Origin of the sequence: Kitasatospora sp. NPDC056651, assembly GCF_042792155.1 — a bacterium.
GTDB lineage: Bacteria > Actinomycetota > Actinomycetes > Streptomycetales > Streptomycetaceae > Kitasatospora.
In genome coordinates, this window is sequence record NZ_JBHTWX010000072.1 from 13,494 (window position 1) to 30,970 (window position 17,477).

A 17,477-nucleotide genomic window follows, 5' to 3' on the forward strand; every position below is an offset into this window, starting at 1 on the left:
CCGCCGGGCCCCGCCGTTCCGACTCCGCCGTTCCGACTCCGCCGTTCCGACTCCGCCGCGGGCGTCAGGCGCTCGCGGTGTAGTCGTAGAAGCCGCGGCCGGACTTGCGGCCCAGCAGGCCCGCGTCGACCATCCGGGAGAGCAGCGGGGGAGCGGCGTACAGCGGCTCCTTGTACTCGTCGTACATCGACTCGGCGATCGAGACGATGGTGTCCAGGCCGATCAGGTCGCACAGCCGCAGCGGGCCCATCGGGTGGGCGCAGCCGGCCTCCATGCCCTTGTCGATGTCGGAGGCGGTGGCCACGCCCGACTCGAACATCCGCACCGCGGACAGCAGGTACGGCACCAGCAGCGCGTTCACCACGAAGCCGGCCCGGTCGCGGGCGCGGATCGGCTCCTTGTCGAGCACCTGGGAGGCGAAGGCCTCGACCCGCTCGGTGGTGGTCGCCGAGGTGGTCAGGGTCGGGATGACCTCGACCAGCTTCTGCACCGGAGCCGGGTTGAAGAAGTGCAGGCCGATCACCTGCTCCGGGCGGCTGGTGGCGGCGGCCAGCTTCACGATCGGGATCGAGGAGGTGTTGGAGGCCAGGATCGCGTCGCGGCGCTCGACCACCCGGTCCAGGGTCTCGAAGATCTTGACCTTGATGTCCTCGCGCTCGGCGACGGCCTCGACCACCAGGTCGCGGTCGGCGAAGTCGGACAGCTCCACGGTGAAGGACAGCCGGGCCAGCGCCTCGTCCCGCTCCTCGGGGCTCAGCTTGCCCCGCTTGACCGCCGTGTCCAGGGAGTTGGTCAGCCGGGTGCGGCCGAACTCCAGCGCCTCACCGCTGGCCTCCGACACCAGGACGTCCAGCCCGGCCCGGGCGAAGACCTCGGCGATGCCCGACCCCATCAGGCCGCAGCCGATCACTCCGACGCGCGCGATGTCACTCACTCAGTTGCCCTTCGGTGGTGCTGGGGGTCGCCCAGCTACTGGTGGCCCAGCGAGCTGCTGGTCAACGGGCCGGTGTACCGGAATGGGTGCACCGGACACCGTCCCGACGACGTTACTACTCCGTACTGGCCAGTAGGTCACCCCCTCCCCGGGCGGGAGGCCCGTCCTGGGGGCCTCGCCCGAACGAGTGAGGCAGCGGCCTCGACCCGTGTGCCCGGGGCCGGCGCCGCCCGGCGGCGGACAGAATGCCGCAGACGGGCCGGGGCGGACCGTGGACAGGGCCGGGGGCGCGAAGGGAGCACAGGGTGTCGACGGGATCGCTCGCAGGACAGGCCGCCCTGGTCACCGGCGCCGGCCGGGGCATCGGCCGGGAGATCGCCATTGGCCTGGCAGCCGAGGGGATGGCCGTCGGACTGGTCGGCCGCACCCACGAGACGCTGACCGACACCCTCAAGGAATGCGCCCGGCACGGCTCCCGGGGCGTCGCCGTCACCGCCGACGTCACCCGCCCCGGCTCGGTGCGCGAGGCGGTCCGGGTGGTCGAGCGCGACCTCGGGCCGATCGACCTGCTGGTCAACAACGCCGGCCTGGTCGACCGCGCCGAGGTGCCGCTCTGGGAGACCGACGCCAACCAGTGGTGGCAGGTGATCGAGACCAACCTGCGCGGCCCCTACAACCTGCTGCGCTGCGTGCTGCCGGGCATGGTCGCCCGCAAGCGCGGCCGGGTGGTCAACCTCAACTCCGGCTTCGCGCTGCGCCCGGAAGGCAACTACACCGCGTACGCCACGTCCAAGGGCGCGCTGCTCCAGCTGTCCGACAACATGGCGGACTCGCTGGCCCGCAACGGCATCGTCGTGCTCGACATCAGCCCGGGCGCGGTGGCCACCGACATGACCGCCGGGATGCCGATGTTCCGGGACACCAAGGACTGGGGGTCCATCCCGTACATGGTCGCGGTCACCGTGGACGCCGCCCGCGGCCGCTTCGACGGGCTGCACGGGCGGTTCGTCCACGCGGGCCGGGACGACCTGGAGGAGCTGGTCAACCGGGCGGACGCGATCCGCGCGGCGGACGCCCGGACGCTGCGGCTGCGCCCGTACAAGGACGACGACCCGATGATCTGATCACCCGGGCGGGCGCGTCGTGCCGACTGACCCCGAAGGGCCGGTCAGGCGCAGAGCTGGCTGGCGGTCACCGGCTTGAGCCCCGCCTTCGCCAGACCGTCCAGGATGGCGGGCAGTGCGTCCACCGTGCACTGGTGTCCCATGTGCAGGGCCACCACCGAGCCGCCGCGCACCGAGTTCAGCACCCGGCGCTGCAGCTCGGCGGCCGAGGGGTCGTTGTAGTCGCGCGGGTCGACGTCGAAGGACAGCACGTGCTCGTACCCGACCGCCTTGGCCTGCTCGCGCACTATCGGGGTGGCGTACTGGGCGGCGGAGGGCCGGAACCAGCGGCCGATCGAGCCGGTGAGCCTCTGCAGGCGCTCCGCGCACTGGGCGATCTCGGCACGGGCCTGGTCCGGCGTCATCGCGGAGATGTTGAGGTGGTTCTGGGTGTGGTTGCCCAGCTCGTGGCCGCCGTCCAGGATCCGCCGGGCCATCTGCGGCTGCTGGTCGAGCCAGCTGCCGACGACCATCACGGTCAGCTTGGCGCCGCGCTGCTCGGCGGCCTCCAGCAGGGCGGTGGCCAGCTTCGGGTCCCCGCTGCCGTGGACGGTGAGCGCCACGTTCTTGCCGGTGCGCGGGCCGTACGCGACCTCGACCGGGGTACCGGGCGCGAGCGGCGGCAGCGCGGGCGGGGCCGGCGGCGCGGTGGGCTGGGCGACGGCCGGCTCCCCGCCGGGCTGGGGCTCCGCCGGGGCGGCGGGCGCCGCGGAGGCCGGGCCCTCACCGCCGCTCCAGGCCGGGTCGGTGGTGTGCTGGGGGTCCACCGTGCCGGGGTGCGCGGCGAACGCCCCCGGGTCGGCCCGGCGGGGCGTGCCGGTGCCGCACGCGGCGAGCAGGCCGCTGGTGGCGGCGAGGGCGGCGAGTCGGGCGGTGGCGCGCAGCACGGTGCGGCGGTCGGCAGTCATCGGCAGCCAGCATAGAGAGGACGGTCCCGGCGGGCGATCCGGGCCGGTCGTCCGCGGCTTTCTTGACGTGCACACACTCCGTCACCGGAGTGTTGCGTGAACCTGAACTTCCGCTGTCTCCCCGCTGTGTCCTTGGATACGATCGCCGCGCACCGAGAGTTGACAGGCGATCGCCGTACTCTTCCGGCATCGCGCATGGGCATGGGGGGCGGACAGGATGTACGAGGACGGCATGTCCGGTGGCCGGACCGCGGACGTGGACTGGGACTGGGCCAGAGCCGACGACTGGCAGCCGCCGGGCGAACTGGACACCGGCGTCCCGCACACCGCCCGGATGTACGACTACTACCTCGGCGGCAAGGACAACTTCGAGGCCGACCGCAGGGCCGCCCAGGCCGCGATAGCCGCCTACCCCGCGCTGCCGCTGCTGGCCCGCACCAACCGCCAGTTCCTCGGCCGGGCCGTCGAGTTCGTGGCGAGCCGGGGCGTGCGCCAGTTCGTCGACATCGGCACCGGCATCCCGGCGGTCGGCTCCACCAACGAGGTCGCCCAGCGGGTCGTCCCGGACGCCCGGGTGGTCTACGTGGACAACGACCCGATCGTGGCCACCCACGCCCGCGCCCTGCTGGGGAGCCACCCGGCCGGGCGCACCTCGGTGATCGAGGCCGACCTGCGCGACCCGGCCGCGATCCTCTCCCACCCCGCGTTGGCCGGAGCCGTCGACCTCGGCGAGCCGGTCGCGCTGATGCTGGTCGCCGTCCTCCACTTCATCCGCGACGAGGACGGCGCGCAGCGGATCGTCCGCACCCTGCGCGACGCGCTGGCCCCGGGCAGCGCGCTGATCCTCTCCCACGGCAGCCCCGACTTCGCCTCCCGCGAGAGCGCCGCCGAGGGCACCCGCATCTACCGCAGCGCCAGCGCCCCGCTCGTGCTGCGCTCCCGGGCCGGCGTCGAACCCTTCTTCGGCGACTGGGAGTTCGTCGGCCCCGGGCTCGTCCAGCTCCCGCTCTGGCGCCCCACCGCGGGCCACGTCCGGACCGCCGAGCTCCCCGAGGGCTGGCAGGACGTCTCGGCGTACGCCGGCGTCGCCTTCAAGGACTGAGACCCCGGCCGGTCCCGACGCCCCCCTCCTGCGCCGGGACCGGCCTTCGGAGCCTACGGAACCCCACTGACAATCCCTCACCGCGGCGGCTACCCTGCGGCGTGACCACCACCCTGCCGCCGCTGCCCCCCGACGCCGCCGAGCTGCTGGGCGCCCTCGACGCCCCGCCCCGGCTCGTCGCCCACCGACCACGAGGCCGTCCGGTACGGCGCCGCCACCCACGACATCGGCAAGACCGTCCACCCCGAGGAGCTGTCCGGGCCCGGCTCCCGGCACGAGGCGGCCGGCCACGCCCTGCTGCTCTCGCGCGGCGTCCCCGAGCGCCTCGCCCGCTTCGCCCGCAGCCACGCGAGCTGGGACGAACCCGGCACCACCGTCGAGGAACTGCTGGTCAGCCTCGCCGACAAGGCGTGGAAGAACAAGCGGGTCCGGGACCTGGAGGACCGGGTGGTCGACCGCCTCGCCGCCGCCGGCGGACGGGAGCGCTGGGAGGCGTTCCTCGCCCTGGACGACCTGCTCACCGCCATCGGCGAGGACGCCCCGCGGCGGCTCGCCGTCCAGGCCGCCCACCCGCTCCGGTAGCGGGCGGCCCGCCGGGTCCGTGACAGGCGGCCCACCAGGTCAAGTGCCGGGAGAAATCGGCGCGACACGGCGGCCGGGCCGGTGTTAGCTTCCGCGCATGGAACCCCTGAGTGAGAACGAGATCCGCGCGTCCTTCGTCAACTGTTCCAAGGGCGAGGCCCGTCGGCTCAACCTGCCCCGGGGTCTGGCCGAACTCCCCTGGGAGAACCTGGACTTCCTCGGCTGGCGGGACCAGGGCGCACCCGACCGGGCGTACCTGGTGGCACCGTACGAGGGCGAGCCGGTCGGGGTGACGCTGCGCTCGACGATGGTGCGGCGCAGCCTGACCAAGACCAACGTGTGCTCGCTGTGCATCACCGCGCACGCCGGGTCGGGCGTCGCGCTGCTGGCCGCCCGCCGGGCCGGGGCGGCCGGTCGCGAGGGCAACACGGTCGGCACGTACATCTGCGCCGACCTGGCCTGTTCGCTCTACGTGCGCGGGCTGAAGAAGTCCACCCTGGTCACCCGGCCGAACGAGTCGCTGCCGGTGGAGGAGCAGGTCGAGCGGACGGTGGGCAACCTCGGCGAGTTCCTCGCCAGGGTGCTCACCGACACCCTCGGCTGACCGCGCTCAGTTCGGCCCGCGCAGCTGGTCCAGCTCGCGGCGGTCCCGCTTGGTCGGCCGCCCGGTCCCGCGGTCCCGCAGCCCGGCCGCCGCGACGAACTCGCGCGGCGGCCGCGGCGGGCTGTTGTCGACCAGGCACTCCGCGGCCGCCACGGCGCCGACCCGCTTGCGGATCAGCTGCCGCACCACCACGACCCGCTCGTACCCCTCCTCGCGGACCCGGACCTCGTCCCCGGGCTTCAGCGCCTGCGCGGGCTTGACCCGTTCGCCGTTCACCCGGACGTGCCCGGCGCGGCAGGCCGCCGCCGCCAGCGCCCGCGTCTTGACCAGCCGGACCGACCAGATCCAGCTGTCCACCCGCACGCTTCCCTCGTGTTCAGCCATTCCCGGAGCCTACCGAAACGGCGGACGGCGCCTCCTGCACCGCCCAGCCGTTGCCGTCCGGGTCGTTGAAGAACACGAAGTTGTTCCACGCCTCGCCGTGCCCGTCCACCCGGCCTCCGGTCACGAAGTGCTGGACGGGGCTGACCTGCACGCCCCGCGCGGCCAGTTCGGCGTGCGCCTTCTCGATGTCCGGCACCACCAGCTGGAGCCCCTTGACCGACCCGGGCGGGGCGTCGATGACGCCCGTGCCGACCACGATCGAGCACGGCGAGCCGGGCGGAGTCAGCTGGACGACGCGGATCCCGTCCCGCAGCCGGGTGTCGTGGTCGACGGTGAACCCGGCCTGCTCCTCGTAGAAGAGCTTCGCGCGGTCCACGTCCGACACCGGGACCACCACGACTTCGAGTCTCCACTCCATCGCCCTCACCCCTCTCGGTCGGGCCCTTCCAGTATCCGTCCGTAATCGCCGCCGGGAGCCGTCCGATAGCCTGAGAACACGATGAATCCCCAGACCACGCCCGCCGCGACCCCGCCGGACACCGCCTTCGCCACCCCGTGGGGCACCTTCGAGCTCACCCGCTTCCCCGCTGACCCGCGCGAGCGGCTGCGGGCCTGGGACGCCGCCGACGAGTACCTGCTGCGGCACCTCGCGGGGGAGGCGGACAGCGCCGCCGGCGCCGCGACGGAGCTGGCCGGCCGTACGGTGGCCGTCCTCGGCGACCGCTGGGGGGCGCTCACCACCGCGCTCGCCGGGCACCGGCCGATCCAGATCACCGACTCCCACCTCGGCCGGCAGGCCACCCTGGCCAACCTGGCCCGGGCCGGCGCCGAGATCGACGAGGACCGGCTGCGCACCACCCGGGACGCCCCGCCGGAGCGGATCGACGTGCTGCTGGTGCGCGTCCCCAAGAGCCTGGCCCTGCTGGAGGACCAGCTGCACCGGCTCGCCCCGGCGCTGCACGCCGGCACCGTGGTGGTCGGCACCGGCATGGTCACCGAGATCCACACCTCCACCCTCCGGCTGTTCGAGCGGATCCTCGGCCCGACCCGCACCTCGCCGGCCGTCCGCAAGGCCCGGCTGGTCTTCTGCACCCCCGACCCGGCGCTCGCCCCCGGCCCCAACCCGTGGCCGCACCGCTATGCACTGCCGTCGGACATCGGCCCCGTCTCCGGCCGCACGGTGGTCAACCACGCGGGCACCTTCTGCGCGGACCGGCTCGACATCGGCACCCGCTTCTTCCTGGCCCACCTGCCCGCCCCCGCCCCCGGCGCCCGGGTGGTCGACCTCGGCTGCGGCAACGGCGTGGTCGGTACGGCCGCCGCGCTGGCCGGGCCCGGCGCGGAGCTGGTGTTCGTGGACGAGTCGCACCAGGCGGTGGCCTCCGCGGAGGAGACCTTCCGCGCCAACCTGGGCCCGGATGCCCCGGCCGAGTTCCTGACCGCCGACGCGCTGGCCGCGGACGCGGTCGCCCCCGGCTCGGTGGACCTGGTGCTCAACAACCCGCCGTTCCACTCCCACCAGGCGACCACCGACGCCACCGCCTGGCGGATGTTCACCGGCGCCAAGCGGGCGCTGCGGCCCGGCGGGGAACTCTGGGTGGTCGGCAACCGCCACCTCGGTTACCACGTCAAGCTGCGCCGGCTCTTCGGCAACTGCCGGCTGGTCGCCGGGAACCCCAAGTTCGTGGTGCTGCGGGCCGTCAAGCGCTGACCGGGCCACTCCGCCGGGCGACCCCGCCCCCGCCGAGCCGTCCGGTCCCCGCCGGGCGACCCCCCGCCGGGCGACCCCCCGCCGGGCGATCCCGCCCCGGGCGGGGTCCGACACGGGCGGGGTCCGACACGGACTCCTTGCATGAATTTTCTACCGCGCGTATATTCATGCCGAGACCAAGGAGGAACGCCATGGCATTGCGAGTCGCCGTCGCCGGCGCGAGCGGATACGCGGGCGGCGAGGTACTGCGCCTGTTGCTCGGCCACCCGGAGGTGGAGATCGGGGCGCTGACCGGCGGCTCGAACGCGGGCACCAGGCTGGGCGCGCTCCAGCCGCACCTCCTCCCGCTCGCCGACCGCGTCCTGGAGCCCACCACCCCCGAGGTGCTGGCCGACCACGACGTGGTGTTCCTGGCGCTGCCGCACGGCCAGTCCGCCGCCGTCGCCGAGGAGCTCGGCCCGAACGTCCTGGTGATCGACTGCGGCGCCGACTTCAGGCTCAAGGCCGCCACCGACTGGGAGCAGTTCTACGGCTCCGCGCACGCCGGCACCTGGCCCTACGGCCTGCCCGAACTCCCGGGCCACCGCGACGCGTTGAAGGGCAGCAACCGGATCGCCGTACCGGGCTGCTACCCGACGGCCGTCTCCCTGGCGCTGTTCCCCGCGTACGCCGCGCAGCTCGCCGAGCCGGAGGCCGTGGTGGTCGCCGCGTCGGGCACCTCCGGTGCCGGCAAGGCCGCCAAGCCGCACCTGCTGGGCAGCGAGGTGATGGGCAGCGTCAGCCCGTACGGCGTCGGCGGCGTCCACCGGCACACCCCGGAGATGGCGCAGAACCTCACCCCGCTCGCGGGCGAGGCCGTCACCGTCTCCTTCACGCCCACCCTCGTCCCGATGCCGCGCGGCATCCTCGCCACCTGCTCGGCCAAGGCCAAGCCCGGGGTGACGGCCCAGAGCCTGCGCGCCGCCTACACCGAGGCGTTCGCGGACGAGCCCTTCGTCCACCTGCTGCCCGAGGGGCAGTGGCCGCAGACCAGCAGCGTCTACGGCGCCAACACCGCCCTGGTCCAGGTCACCCTGGACGCCGCCGCCGGGCGGATCATCGCGATCAGCGCGATCGACAACCTGGTCAAGGGCACCGCCGGCGGTGCGGTGCAGAGCATGAACATCGCACTGGGCCTGCCCGAGGAGCTCGGCCTGCCCGTGAACGGAGTCGCACCGTGAGCCGGCGCAGCAACGTCGGCGTGACCGCCGCCAAGGGCTTCCGCGCCGCCGGGGTGACGGCCGGCCTCAAGGCCTCCGGCAACCCCGACCTGGCCCTGGTGGTCAACGACGGCCCCTCGCTCGCCGCGGCCGGCGTCTTCACCGCCAACCGGGTCAAGGCCGCACCGGTGCTCTGGTCCGAGCAGGTGCTCAAGGGCGGGCAGGTCGCCGCCGTCGTCCTCAACTCCGGTGGCGCCAACGCCTGCACCGGCCCGCTCGGCTTCCAGGACACCCACGCCACCGCCGAGCACGCCGCCGCGCGGCTGGGCCTCGACGCGGGCGAGGTCGCCGTCGCCTCCACCGGCCTGATCGGCGTCCGGCTGCCGATGGACCTGCTGCTGCCCGGGGTCGACCTGGCCGCGGGCGAGCTCAGCGGGACGGGCGGCGAGGCCGCCGCGATCGCCATCAAGACCACCGACACGGTGCACAAGACCGCCCAGTACACCAGCCCGGCCGGCTGGACGGTCGGCGGCATGGCCAAGGGCGCGGGCATGCTCGCCCCCAGCCTCGCCACCATGCTGGTCGTCCTCACCACCGACGCCGACCTGGACGCCGCCGCCCTGGACACCGCGCTGCGCGGCGCCACCCGCACCACCTTCGACCGGATCGACTCCGACGGCTGCATGTCGACCAACGACACCGTGCTGCTGCTCGCCTCCGCGGCCTCCGGCATCACCCCGGAGCAGGCCGAGTTCGCCGAGGCCGTCCGCACGGTCAGCGGTGACCTGGCCCGTCAGCTGATCGGCGACGCCGAGGGCGCGAGCAAGGAGATCCGGATCGACGTCACCGGTGCCGCCACCGAGGACGAGGCGGTCGAGGTCGCCCGGACGATCAGCCGCAACAACCTGCTCAAGTGCGCCATCCACGGCGAGGACCCCAACTGGGGCCGGGTGCTGGCCGCGATCGGCACCACCTCCGCCGCCTTCGACCCGAACGAGCTGGACGTCGCCATCAACGGCGTCTGGGTCTGCAAGTCCGGCGGCGTCGGCGAGGACCGCGACCTGGTGGACATGAAGGGCCGCGAGGTGGTCATCACCGCGCACCTCAACGCCGGTACGGCGAGCGCCACGCTGTGGACCAACGACCTGACGGCCGACTACGTTCACGAGAACAGCGCCTACTCCACCTGATCCGACAAGGACACCGGAACCGTGCAGATCGCACCCAAGGGCGAACAGGCCCGCAACAACACCGCGTTGCCCAAGGCCATGACGCTGATCGAGGCCCTGCCGTGGCTGGAGCGCTTCCACGGCAAGACCGTCGTGATCAAGTTCGGCGGCAACGCCATGGTGGACGACGAGCTCAAGTCCGCCTTCGCCCAGGACGTCGTCTTCCTGCGCTACGCCGGCCTGCACCCCGTCGTGGTGCACGGCGGCGGCCCCCAGATCAGCGCCCAGCTCGACAAGCTGGGCCTGGAGTCCAGCTTCACCAACGGCCTGCGGGTGACCACCCCGGAGACCATGGACGTGGTCCGGATGGTGCTGGCCGGCCAGGTCCAGCGCGAGCTGGTCGGCCTGCTCAACGAGCACGGGCCGTTCGCGGTCGGCATGACCGGCGAGGACGCCCACACCATGACGGCGGTCAAGCGCTACGCAGTGGTGGACGGCGAGCAGGTCGACATCGGCCTGGTCGGCGACATCGTCAACATCGAGGCCGGTGCCGTGAAGGCGCTGATCGCCGACGGCCGCATCCCGGTCATCTCCTCGATCGCCCGCGGCGCCGGCGGCCACGTCTACAACATCAACGCCGACACCGCCGCCGCCGCCCTGGCGGTCGCCCTCGACGCCGAGATGCTCGTCGTCCTCACCGACGTCGAGGGCCTCTACAAGGACTGGCCGAACTCCGACGACGTGATCAGCCAGCTCACCGCGATCGAGCTGGAGAAGCTGCTGCCCGGCCTGGCCAGCGGCATGCTGCCCAAGATGGAGGGCTGCCTGCACGCCGTCCGCTCCGGCGTGGGCACCGCCCGCGTGCTGGACGGCCGGGTCCCGCACAGCCTGTTGCTGGAGATCTTCACCGACGAGGGCATCGGCACGATGGTCGTGCCGGGCGACGAACCGACCGTGACCGGGGGACTGGCATGACCCGCAACGAGCAGCTCACCGAACGCTGGCAGCACTCCTTCACCGACAACTACGGCACCCCCCGCGTCCCGCTGGTGCGCGGCGAGGGGTGCAAGCTCTGGGACGCCGACGGCAAGGAGTACACCGACCTGCTCGGTGGCATCGCCGTCAACGCCCTGGGCACCGCCCACCCGGCGATCGTCGAGGCGGTCGGCAGGCAGATCGCCACCCTCGGCCACGTCTCCAACCTCTTCATGGCCGAGCCCACCATCGCGCTCGCCGAGCGGCTGCTGGAGCTGGACGGCCGCGAGGGCGGCCGGGTGTTCTTCTGCAACTCCGGCGCCGAGGCCAACGAGGCCGCCTTCAAGATCGGCCGGCGCACCGGCCGCACCCACGTGGTCGCCCTCCAGGGCGGCTTCCACGGGCGGACCATGGGCGCCCTGGCGCTCACCGGCCAGCCCGGCAAGCGCAACCCCTTCCTGCCGCTGCCCGGTGACGTCACCCACGTCCCCTTCGGCGACATCGAGGCGCTGCGCGCGGCCGTCACCACCGAGACCGCCGCCGTCTTCCTGGAGCCCGTCCAGGGCGAGAACGGCGCGATCCCGCTGCCGGACGGCTACCTGAAGGAGGCCCGCGAGATCACCCGGGCCACCGGCACCCTGCTGGTCCTGGACGAGGTCCAGACCGGCATCGGCCGCACCGGCCACTGGTTCGCCCACCAGGCGTACGAGGGCGTCGAGCCGGACGTCGTCACCCTCGCCAAGGCACTCGGCGGCGGCCTGCCGATGGGCGCCGTGCTGGCCTTCGGCGAGGCCGCCGAGCTGCTCACCCCGGGCCAGCACGGCACCACCTTCGGCGGCAACCCGGTGGCCGCCGCGGCCGGCCTCGCGGTGCTGGACACCATCGAGGCCGAGGGTCTGCTGGACCACGTCCACAAGATCGGCGACCGGCTCCGCACCGGCATCGAGGCGATCGGCGACCCGCTGGTCTCGCACGTGCGCGGCGCCGGCCTGCTGCTCGGCATCGTGCTCACCGAGCCGGTCTCGGAGAAGATCCAGGCCGCCGCCCAGGAGGCGGGCTTCCTGGTCAACGCCGCCGTCCCGAACGCCGTGCGGCTGATCCCGCCGCTGGTGCTCACCGAGCAGGAGGCGGACGCCTTCCTGGCCGCGCTGCCGGGCATCCTCCGGTCGGTGCGCGAGGGCGCCCCGGCCGATGCGAGCTGACCGTCGTCCGGGAGAATGACCACATGACCGCATCCAACCCCGACGCATCCTCCACCGGCGCGACGCCGCAGGTCCCGCAGACCCGCACCGCGCGCCACCGGCGGATCGTGGACCTGCTCACCCGCCAGCCCGTGCGTTCGCAGAGCCAGCTCGCCAAGCTGCTCGCCGACGACGGTCTCGTGGTGACCCAGGCCACGCTCTCCCGGGACCTGGACGAGCTGGGCGCGGTCAAGATCCGCAACCGGGACGGCGCGCTGATCTACGCCGTCCCGGCGGAGGGGGGCGACCGCACGCCCCGGGCGCCGATGGGGGAGTCGGCCAGCGAGGGCCGGATGGCCCGGCTGGCGGGCGAGCTCATGGTCTCCGCGACGGCCTCCGGCAACCTGGTGGTGCTGCGGACTCCGCCGGGCGCCGCCCAGTTCCTGGCCTCGGCGATCGACCAGGCCGAGGTGTTCGAGATCATCGGCACCATCGCCGGCGACGACACCGTCCTGCTGATCAGCCGCGACCCGGCCGGCGGCCAGGCGCTCGCCGACCACCTCATGCAGCTGGCCCAGGCCAAGGCGCAGTAGTCCGCTTCCCCGCCGAACCCCGGCCGACGGTGACCCGTCGGCCGGGGTTTTGTGTTTCATACGGAGTCATGCATAATTATGCCACCTACTGCACAAGTGTGAAGGAGCCAGCGATGACCGCCCAGCAGTCCGCCGACGTCCGCCTCTGGGGCGCGCGCTTCGCCGACGGCCCGTCCGAGGCACTGGCCAGGCTCTCGGCCTCGGTCCACTTCGACTGGCGCCTCGCGCCGTACGACATCGCCGGCTCCAAGGCCCACGCCCGGGTCCTGCACAAGGCCGGCCTGCTCTCCGACGAGGAGCTGGCCGGCATGCTGGCCGGCCTGGACCGGCTGCTCGCCGACGTCGAGGCGGGCACCTTCACCGGCACCGTCGCCGACGAGGACGTGCACACCGCCCTGGAGCGCGGGCTGCTGGAGCGCCTCGGCCCGGACCTCGGCGGCAAGCTGCGGGCCGGACGCTCGCGCAACGACCAGATCGCCACCCTGTTCCGGATGTACCTGCGGGACCACGCGAAGATCATCGGCGGCCTGCTGGTCGACCTCCAGGAGGCCCTGGTCGGCCTCGCCGAGGCGCACCCGGACACCGCGATGCCGGGCCGCACCCACCTCCAGCACGCCCAGCCGGTGCTCTTCGCCCACCACGTCCTCGCGCACGTGCAGGCCCTCGGCCGGGACGCCGAGCGGCTGCGCCAGTGGGACGCCCGCACCGCCGTCTCGCCGTACGGCTCCGGGGCTCTGGCCGGCTCCTCGCTCGGCCTCGACCCGCAGGCCGTCGCCGCCGACCTCGGCTTCGAGGGCGGCTCGGTCGGCAACTCCATCGACGGCACCGCCTCGCGCGACTTCGTCGCCGAGTTCGCCTTCGTGACCGCGATGACCGGCATCAACCTCTCCCGGATCGCGGAGGAGGTGATCATCTGGAACACCAAGGAGTTCGGCTTCATCACGCTGCACGACGCCTTCTCCACCGGATCCTCGATCATGCCGCAGAAGAAGAACCCGGACATCGCCGAGCTCGCCCGCGGCAAGTCCGGCCGGCTGATCGGCAACCTGACCGGCCTGCTGGCCACCCTCAAGGCGCTGCCGCTCGCCTACAACCGGGACCTCCAGGAGGACAAGGAGCCGGTCTTCGACTCCTGCGACACGCTGGAGGTGCTGCTGCCCGCGTTCACCGGGATGATGGCCACCCTCACCGTGCACCGGGAGCGGCTGGAGGAACTGGCCCCGGCCGGGTTCTCGCTCGCCACCGACATCGCCGAGTGGCTGGTCAAGCAGGGCGTCCCGTTCCGGGTCGCGCACGAGGTGGCCGGCGCCTGCGTCAAGGTCTGCGAGGCCGAGGGCATCGAGCTGTCCGACCTGACGGACGAGCAGTTCGCCGCGATCTCGGGGCACCTGACCCCCGAGGTGCGCTCGGTGCTCAGCGTCCACGGCGCCATCGCCTCCCGTGACGGGCGCGGCGGCACCTCCCCCTCGGCGGTCGCGGTCCAGCTCGCCGAGGTGAAGGCGGATATGGCGCGGCAGCAGGAGTGGGCGAAGCGCTGACCCGTCGCCGGGGCCCGTCCCGGGGCCGACCCCCGGCACGGCGTGAGAGGGGCGCGGCGGTACGACCGTCGCGCCCCTGTGGCGTCCGTGCCCCGGCCCGGGCGTAACCGGCCCCGCTCCGGACCGTCATGCACGGTGTGTGCACAGCCCTCCCACCCGTCCCGTCCGCCGAGGACGTCTACCTCGCCGACCGCCGCCGCCGCGTGGTCCGCGAGACCGTCGCCGCCCTGCCCGGCCGCTGCCCGCAGCTGGTCGCGGCCCTTGCCGAGGACCCGCCGCCCACCTACCGTGAGCTCTCCGAGCGGCTCGGCATGCCCCGTGGCTCGATCGGCCCCACCCGTTCCCGCTGTCTGGCCTGCCTGCGGATGCTGCTCCACTCCGAGCGCTACCCCTGAGCGGAGCCCGTGCGGCCCGGCCGGATCCCGTGCGGCACAAGGGGTGACCCTCCTCACGTCCGCCCCCCGGAAGGTTGAGCGGAGCTGACACCCGGGTAGAGCGCTGGCGAACGCAGCTCTTGACGGTGGCGCGATCGCTCGGATACTGAGCGTGAGCGCGCCACCCTCTGCGCGCCGCGCACGACGACTGGGGAGGCCCCTCCACATGGGCATGAGCGTGATCATCTCGGCTGCTGAGGTCGAGGACGCGGAGCAGATCCTCAAGCTCCAGTACCTCGGCTACCAGCCCGAGGCCGAGCTGTACGGCGACTGGGCGATCGAGCCCCTGACGCAGAGCCTGGAGAGCCTGCGCGCCGAACTGTCCGAGCAGCACTTCCTGGTCGCCCGGCTGGGCGACGAGGTCGTCGGCACCGTCCGCGGCCGCATCGGCGACGACGGTGTCGGCCGGATAGGGCGCCTGGTCGTCCACCCGCGGATGCAGCGCCACGGCCTCGGCGGGCGGCTGCTGGACGCCCTGGAGCGCCGCCTCGCCCAGGACGGGCCGGTGAGCGCCTACCGGCTGTTCACCGGCCACCGCAGCCTCGGCAACCTGCGCCTGTACGCTCGGCAGGGGTACCGCCAGACCCGGGTCGAACAGGTCAGCGGCCGGCTGAGCGTCGTCCACCTGGAGAAGGACGTCACGGCGCCGCTCGCCGCGACGGCCTGAGCCCGCCGCCCCGCACGCTCCTCGGCGCCGCCACCATCCGGATCACCGGTGGCGGCGCCGAAACGTATCCGCGCTGGTCACGGCACCGGGTGTCCGCATTGCGGACGGCAACGGCAAAAGAATTGGGCGGAATTCCGCCCATCTGTTTTACTGGTTCACATGACTGCGACGACGAACTGGACCCCCACCGGCACGCTGCCGGCAGGTGAGTGTGCCATGTGCCGTCGAATGTGTCACTGCTGAGGGCCACCGCCCCCGGGCACCCTGTCGAGGGTGCCTCCCCCTCGCGCCCCGAAGCGAGACTCCGGCGCCGCTCCCGCCCGTGCGAGCGCGCCGCTCCTCCCGTACCCGTCCCCCTGGCGTGCCCGCCCACCCGCGGGCGCCGTGACCTGTCAGGGCCACGCCGTCGCGCGGCCCCACCGGCCGCGTCCGCGCCCTCGGGGTGACAGGTCCGGATCCCCCCGGCGCAGCGCCGTGACGCCGCCGCCGACCGCACAGCCGGTCGGCCGGCCGACTCGCGCCGCGCGCCCCCGACCCACGGAAAGCCGCTGTGATCACCACCACGGACCTGACGAAGGTCTACCGTTCCCGAGGCCGCGAGGTGACCGCCCTCGCCGGCGTCGACCTGCACGTCCGCCCGGGCGAGGTCTACGGAGTCGTCGGCACCAGCGGTGCCGGCAAGTCCACCCTCATCCGCTGCGTGAACATGCTGGAGCGCCCCACCTCCGGCACGGTCACCGTGGACGGGGTCGACCTGACCGCGCTGCCCGGTGGCGAGAACCGGGCCGGCAAGGAACTGCGCGAGGCCCGCCGCCGGATCGGCATGGTCTTCCAGCACTTCAACCTGCTCTCCTCGCGGACGGTCCAGCAGAACGTCGAACTCCCGCTGGAGATCATCGGACTGGACCGCACCGAGCGCCGCCGCAAGGCCGCCGAACTGCTCGACCTGGTCGGCCTCGGCGACAAGGCCCGCAGCTACCCCCAGCAGCTCTCCGGGGGCCAGAAGCAGCGCGTCGGCATCGCCAGGGCGCTGGCCGGCGACCCCAAGGTGCTGCTCTCCGACGAGGCCACCTCGGCGCTCGACCCGGAGACCACCCGTTCGATCCTCAAGCTGCTGCGCGACCTCAACCAGCAGCTGGGCCTCACCGTCCTGCTGATCACCCACGAGATGGACGTCATCAAGTCCGTCTGCGACTCCGCCGCCCTGATGCGCGGCGGCCGGGTGGTCGAGTCCGGCGAACTCACCGACCTGCTGGCCGAGCCCGGCTCGGAACTGGCCCGCGAGCTGTTCCCGCTCAGCGAGTTCGGCACCGGCCGGGCCGGCTCCACCGTGCTGGAGATCACCTTCCAGGGTGACAGCTCGGCCCAGCCGTTCGTCTCCCAGCTCGCCCGCACCTACCAGATCGACATCAACATCCTCGGTGCCGCGGTGGAGACCATCGCCGGCCGGATGGTCGGACGGATGCGGGTGGAGCTGCCCGGCGGCCACCAGGACAACGTGGTGCCGATCGGCTACCTGCGCGAGCAGGGCCTCCAGGTGGACGTCCTCGGCTCGAACGGCATCGGCACGGCGAACGGAGCGGTGGCATGACCTGGGACCAGATGCAGGAGCTGATGTGGCCCGCCACCCGGGAGACCTTCCAGATGGTCGGCGTATCGACCCTCTGCACCGTCCTCCTCGGGCTGCCCCTCGGCGTGCTGCTGGTGCTCACCGCCAAGGGCGGCGTGCTCCAGAACCAGCCGGTGAACAAGGTGCTCGGCGCGATCGTGAACCTCACGCGCTCGATGCCGTTCATCATCCTGATGATCGCGCTGATCTCCTTCACCCGCTGGCTGACCGGCAACTCCCTCGGCTGGCAGGCGGCCACCGTGCCGCTGACCGTCGGCGCCATCCCGTTCTTCGCGCGGCTGGTGGAGGCCTCCGTCCGCGAGGTCGACCGCGGCCTCGTCGAGGCCGCCCACGCGATGGGCGGCGGCACCTGGACGCTGGTCCGCAAGGTGCTGGTCCCCGAGGCCCTGCCCGGCATCGTGGCCTCCGTCACCACCACGGTCATCGCGCTGATCGGCTACTCGGCGATGGCCGGCACGGTCGGCGGCGGCGGTCTCGGCGACCTCGCGTACCGGTACGGCTACCTGCGGTTCGAGACCTCCTTCATGTGGATCATCGTGGCGGAGATCGCGGTCATCGTCACCGTGATCCAGCTGGCCGGCGACTACGCCGTGCGCCGGCTGAACGGCCGGGGCCGCAGCGGCGGACGCACCCGCCTGCTGCCCCGCCAGCGCCCCGCCGCCGACGAGGACCTCGTCGCCCCCTAGACCTCCCTCGTCCGACC

Annotated in this window: 19 protein-coding genes and 1 pseudogene; 16 read left to right on the forward strand and 4 right to left on the reverse strand. The window is 73.2% G+C overall.

All coding sequences use genetic code 11. From position 1 onward, the window contains the following. Nucleotides 1–64 precede the first annotated feature (64 nt). Nucleotides 65–934 carry a 3-hydroxybutyryl-CoA dehydrogenase gene (locus tag ACFRAR_RS25475; RefSeq protein WP_380700499.1) on the reverse strand — a complete coding sequence of 290 codons (870 nt, stop codon included), beginning with the start codon at nt 932–934 and terminating at the stop codon, nt 65–67. Nucleotides 935–1,239: 305 nt separating this feature from the next. Here ACFRAR_RS25475 and ACFRAR_RS25480 point away from each other — a divergent pair, with 305 nt between their 5' ends. Then, entirely contained in the window at nt 1,240–2,058 is an 819-nt protein-coding gene (locus ACFRAR_RS25480) for an SDR family NAD(P)-dependent oxidoreductase (RefSeq protein ID WP_380700500.1), read from the forward strand. Nucleotides 2,059–2,102: 44 nt separating this feature from the next. On the opposite strand, the gene ACFRAR_RS25485 is transcribed toward ACFRAR_RS25480, so the two are convergent. Next, nucleotides 2,103–3,005, reverse strand: coding sequence for a polysaccharide deacetylase family protein (locus ACFRAR_RS25485; RefSeq protein WP_380700501.1), 903 nt, complete (start codon nt 3,003–3,005; stop codon nt 2,103–2,105). A 232-nt stretch (nt 3,006–3,237) separates the two neighbouring features. Between ACFRAR_RS25485 and ACFRAR_RS25490 the strand changes: the two genes are divergently transcribed. The 4 genes and pseudogenes from ACFRAR_RS25490 to ACFRAR_RS25505 all read left to right on the forward strand — a co-directional run bounded on the left by ACFRAR_RS25490 (nt 3,238) and on the right by ACFRAR_RS25505 (nt 5,293). Further along, nucleotides 3,238–4,107 carry an SAM-dependent methyltransferase gene (locus tag ACFRAR_RS25490; RefSeq protein ID WP_380700502.1) on the forward strand — a complete coding sequence of 290 codons (870 nt, stop codon included), beginning with the start codon at nt 3,238–3,240 and terminating at the stop codon, nt 4,105–4,107. 225 nt (nt 4,108–4,332) lie between these two features. After that, a pseudogene (locus tag ACFRAR_RS25495) lies at nt 4,333–4,455 on the forward strand (phosphohydrolase); the annotation flags it as partial. Nucleotides 4,456–4,554: 99 nt separating this feature from the next. After that, a complete protein-coding gene (locus tag ACFRAR_RS25500; RefSeq protein ID WP_380700503.1) occupies nt 4,555–4,689 on the forward strand; it encodes a hypothetical protein in 135 nt (44 codons plus the stop codon). A 97-nt stretch (nt 4,690–4,786) separates the two neighbouring features. Beyond that, nucleotides 4,787–5,293 (forward strand): FBP domain-containing protein, encoded by a 507-nt coding sequence (locus ACFRAR_RS25505; protein ID WP_380700504.1) that lies wholly within the window; start codon nt 4,787–4,789, stop codon nt 5,291–5,293. 6 nt (nt 5,294–5,299) lie between these two features. Here the strand turns inward: ACFRAR_RS25505 and ACFRAR_RS25510 are convergent, their stop codons facing one another. Next, entirely contained in the window at nt 5,300–5,677 is a 378-nt protein-coding gene (locus ACFRAR_RS25510) for an RNA-binding S4 domain-containing protein (protein WP_380700505.1), read from the reverse strand. Next, on the reverse strand, nt 5,670–6,095 hold the full coding sequence (locus ACFRAR_RS25515) for a VOC family protein (protein WP_380700506.1): 426 nt from the start codon (nt 6,093–6,095) through the stop codon (nt 5,670–5,672). Before ACFRAR_RS25515 ends, ACFRAR_RS25510 begins: the two co-directional genes overlap by 8 nt. 81 nt (nt 6,096–6,176) lie before the next feature. On the opposite strand from ACFRAR_RS25515, the gene ACFRAR_RS25520 reads away from it, so the two are divergent. The 11 genes from ACFRAR_RS25520 to ACFRAR_RS25570 all read left to right on the forward strand — a co-directional run bounded on the left by ACFRAR_RS25520 (nt 6,177) and on the right by ACFRAR_RS25570 (nt 17,460). Further along, the gene (locus tag ACFRAR_RS25520; protein ID WP_380700507.1) at nt 6,177–7,388 is read left to right on the forward strand and encodes a methyltransferase; all 1,212 of its coding nucleotides are present in this window, start codon (nt 6,177–6,179) and stop codon (nt 7,386–7,388) included. Between the two features lie 191 nt (nt 7,389–7,579). Further along, nucleotides 7,580–8,608, forward strand: a complete 1,029-nt coding sequence (gene argC, locus ACFRAR_RS25525) for an N-acetyl-gamma-glutamyl-phosphate reductase (protein ID WP_380700508.1) — start codon at nt 7,580–7,582, stop codon at nt 8,606–8,608. Next, nucleotides 8,605–9,777 (forward strand): bifunctional glutamate N-acetyltransferase/amino-acid acetyltransferase ArgJ, encoded by a 1,173-nt coding sequence (gene argJ / locus ACFRAR_RS25530; RefSeq protein WP_380700509.1) that lies wholly within the window; start codon nt 8,605–8,607, stop codon nt 9,775–9,777. Before argC ends, argJ begins: the two co-directional genes overlap by 4 nt. 78 nt (nt 9,778–9,855) lie before the next feature. Next, nucleotides 9,856–10,731, forward strand: coding sequence for an acetylglutamate kinase (gene argB, locus ACFRAR_RS25535; protein ID WP_380700526.1), 876 nt, complete (start codon nt 9,856–9,858; stop codon nt 10,729–10,731). Then, the gene (locus tag ACFRAR_RS25540; RefSeq protein ID WP_380700510.1) at nt 10,728–11,933 is read left to right on the forward strand and encodes an acetylornithine transaminase; all 1,206 of its coding nucleotides are present in this window, start codon (nt 10,728–10,730) and stop codon (nt 11,931–11,933) included. The genes argB and ACFRAR_RS25540 overlap by 4 nt, the downstream gene beginning before the upstream one ends. Nucleotides 11,934–11,956: 23 nt before the next feature. Beyond that, nucleotides 11,957–12,505 (forward strand): arginine repressor, encoded by a 549-nt coding sequence (locus tag ACFRAR_RS25545; RefSeq protein ID WP_380700511.1) that lies wholly within the window; start codon nt 11,957–11,959, stop codon nt 12,503–12,505. Between the two features lie 113 nt (nt 12,506–12,618). Beyond that, the gene (gene argH / locus ACFRAR_RS25550) at nt 12,619–14,043 is read left to right on the forward strand and encodes an argininosuccinate lyase (protein WP_380700512.1); all 1,425 of its coding nucleotides are present in this window, start codon (nt 12,619–12,621) and stop codon (nt 14,041–14,043) included. A gap of 137 nt (nt 14,044–14,180) precedes the next feature. Next, nucleotides 14,181–14,438 (forward strand): hypothetical protein, encoded by a 258-nt coding sequence (locus tag ACFRAR_RS25555; RefSeq protein WP_380700513.1) that lies wholly within the window; start codon nt 14,181–14,183, stop codon nt 14,436–14,438. Between the two features lie 205 nt (nt 14,439–14,643). Continuing rightward, on the forward strand, nt 14,644–15,144 hold the full coding sequence (locus ACFRAR_RS25560; protein ID WP_380700514.1) for a GNAT family N-acetyltransferase: 501 nt from the start codon (nt 14,644–14,646) through the stop codon (nt 15,142–15,144). 550 nt (nt 15,145–15,694) lie between these two features. After that, the gene (locus tag ACFRAR_RS25565; RefSeq protein ID WP_380700515.1) at nt 15,695–16,735 is read left to right on the forward strand and encodes a methionine ABC transporter ATP-binding protein; all 1,041 of its coding nucleotides are present in this window, start codon (nt 15,695–15,697) and stop codon (nt 16,733–16,735) included. After that, nucleotides 16,732–17,460, forward strand: coding sequence for a methionine ABC transporter permease (locus ACFRAR_RS25570; RefSeq protein WP_380700516.1), 729 nt, complete (start codon nt 16,732–16,734; stop codon nt 17,458–17,460). Before ACFRAR_RS25565 ends, ACFRAR_RS25570 begins: the two co-directional genes overlap by 4 nt. The last annotated feature ends 17 nt before the right edge of the window (nt 17,461–17,477 follow it).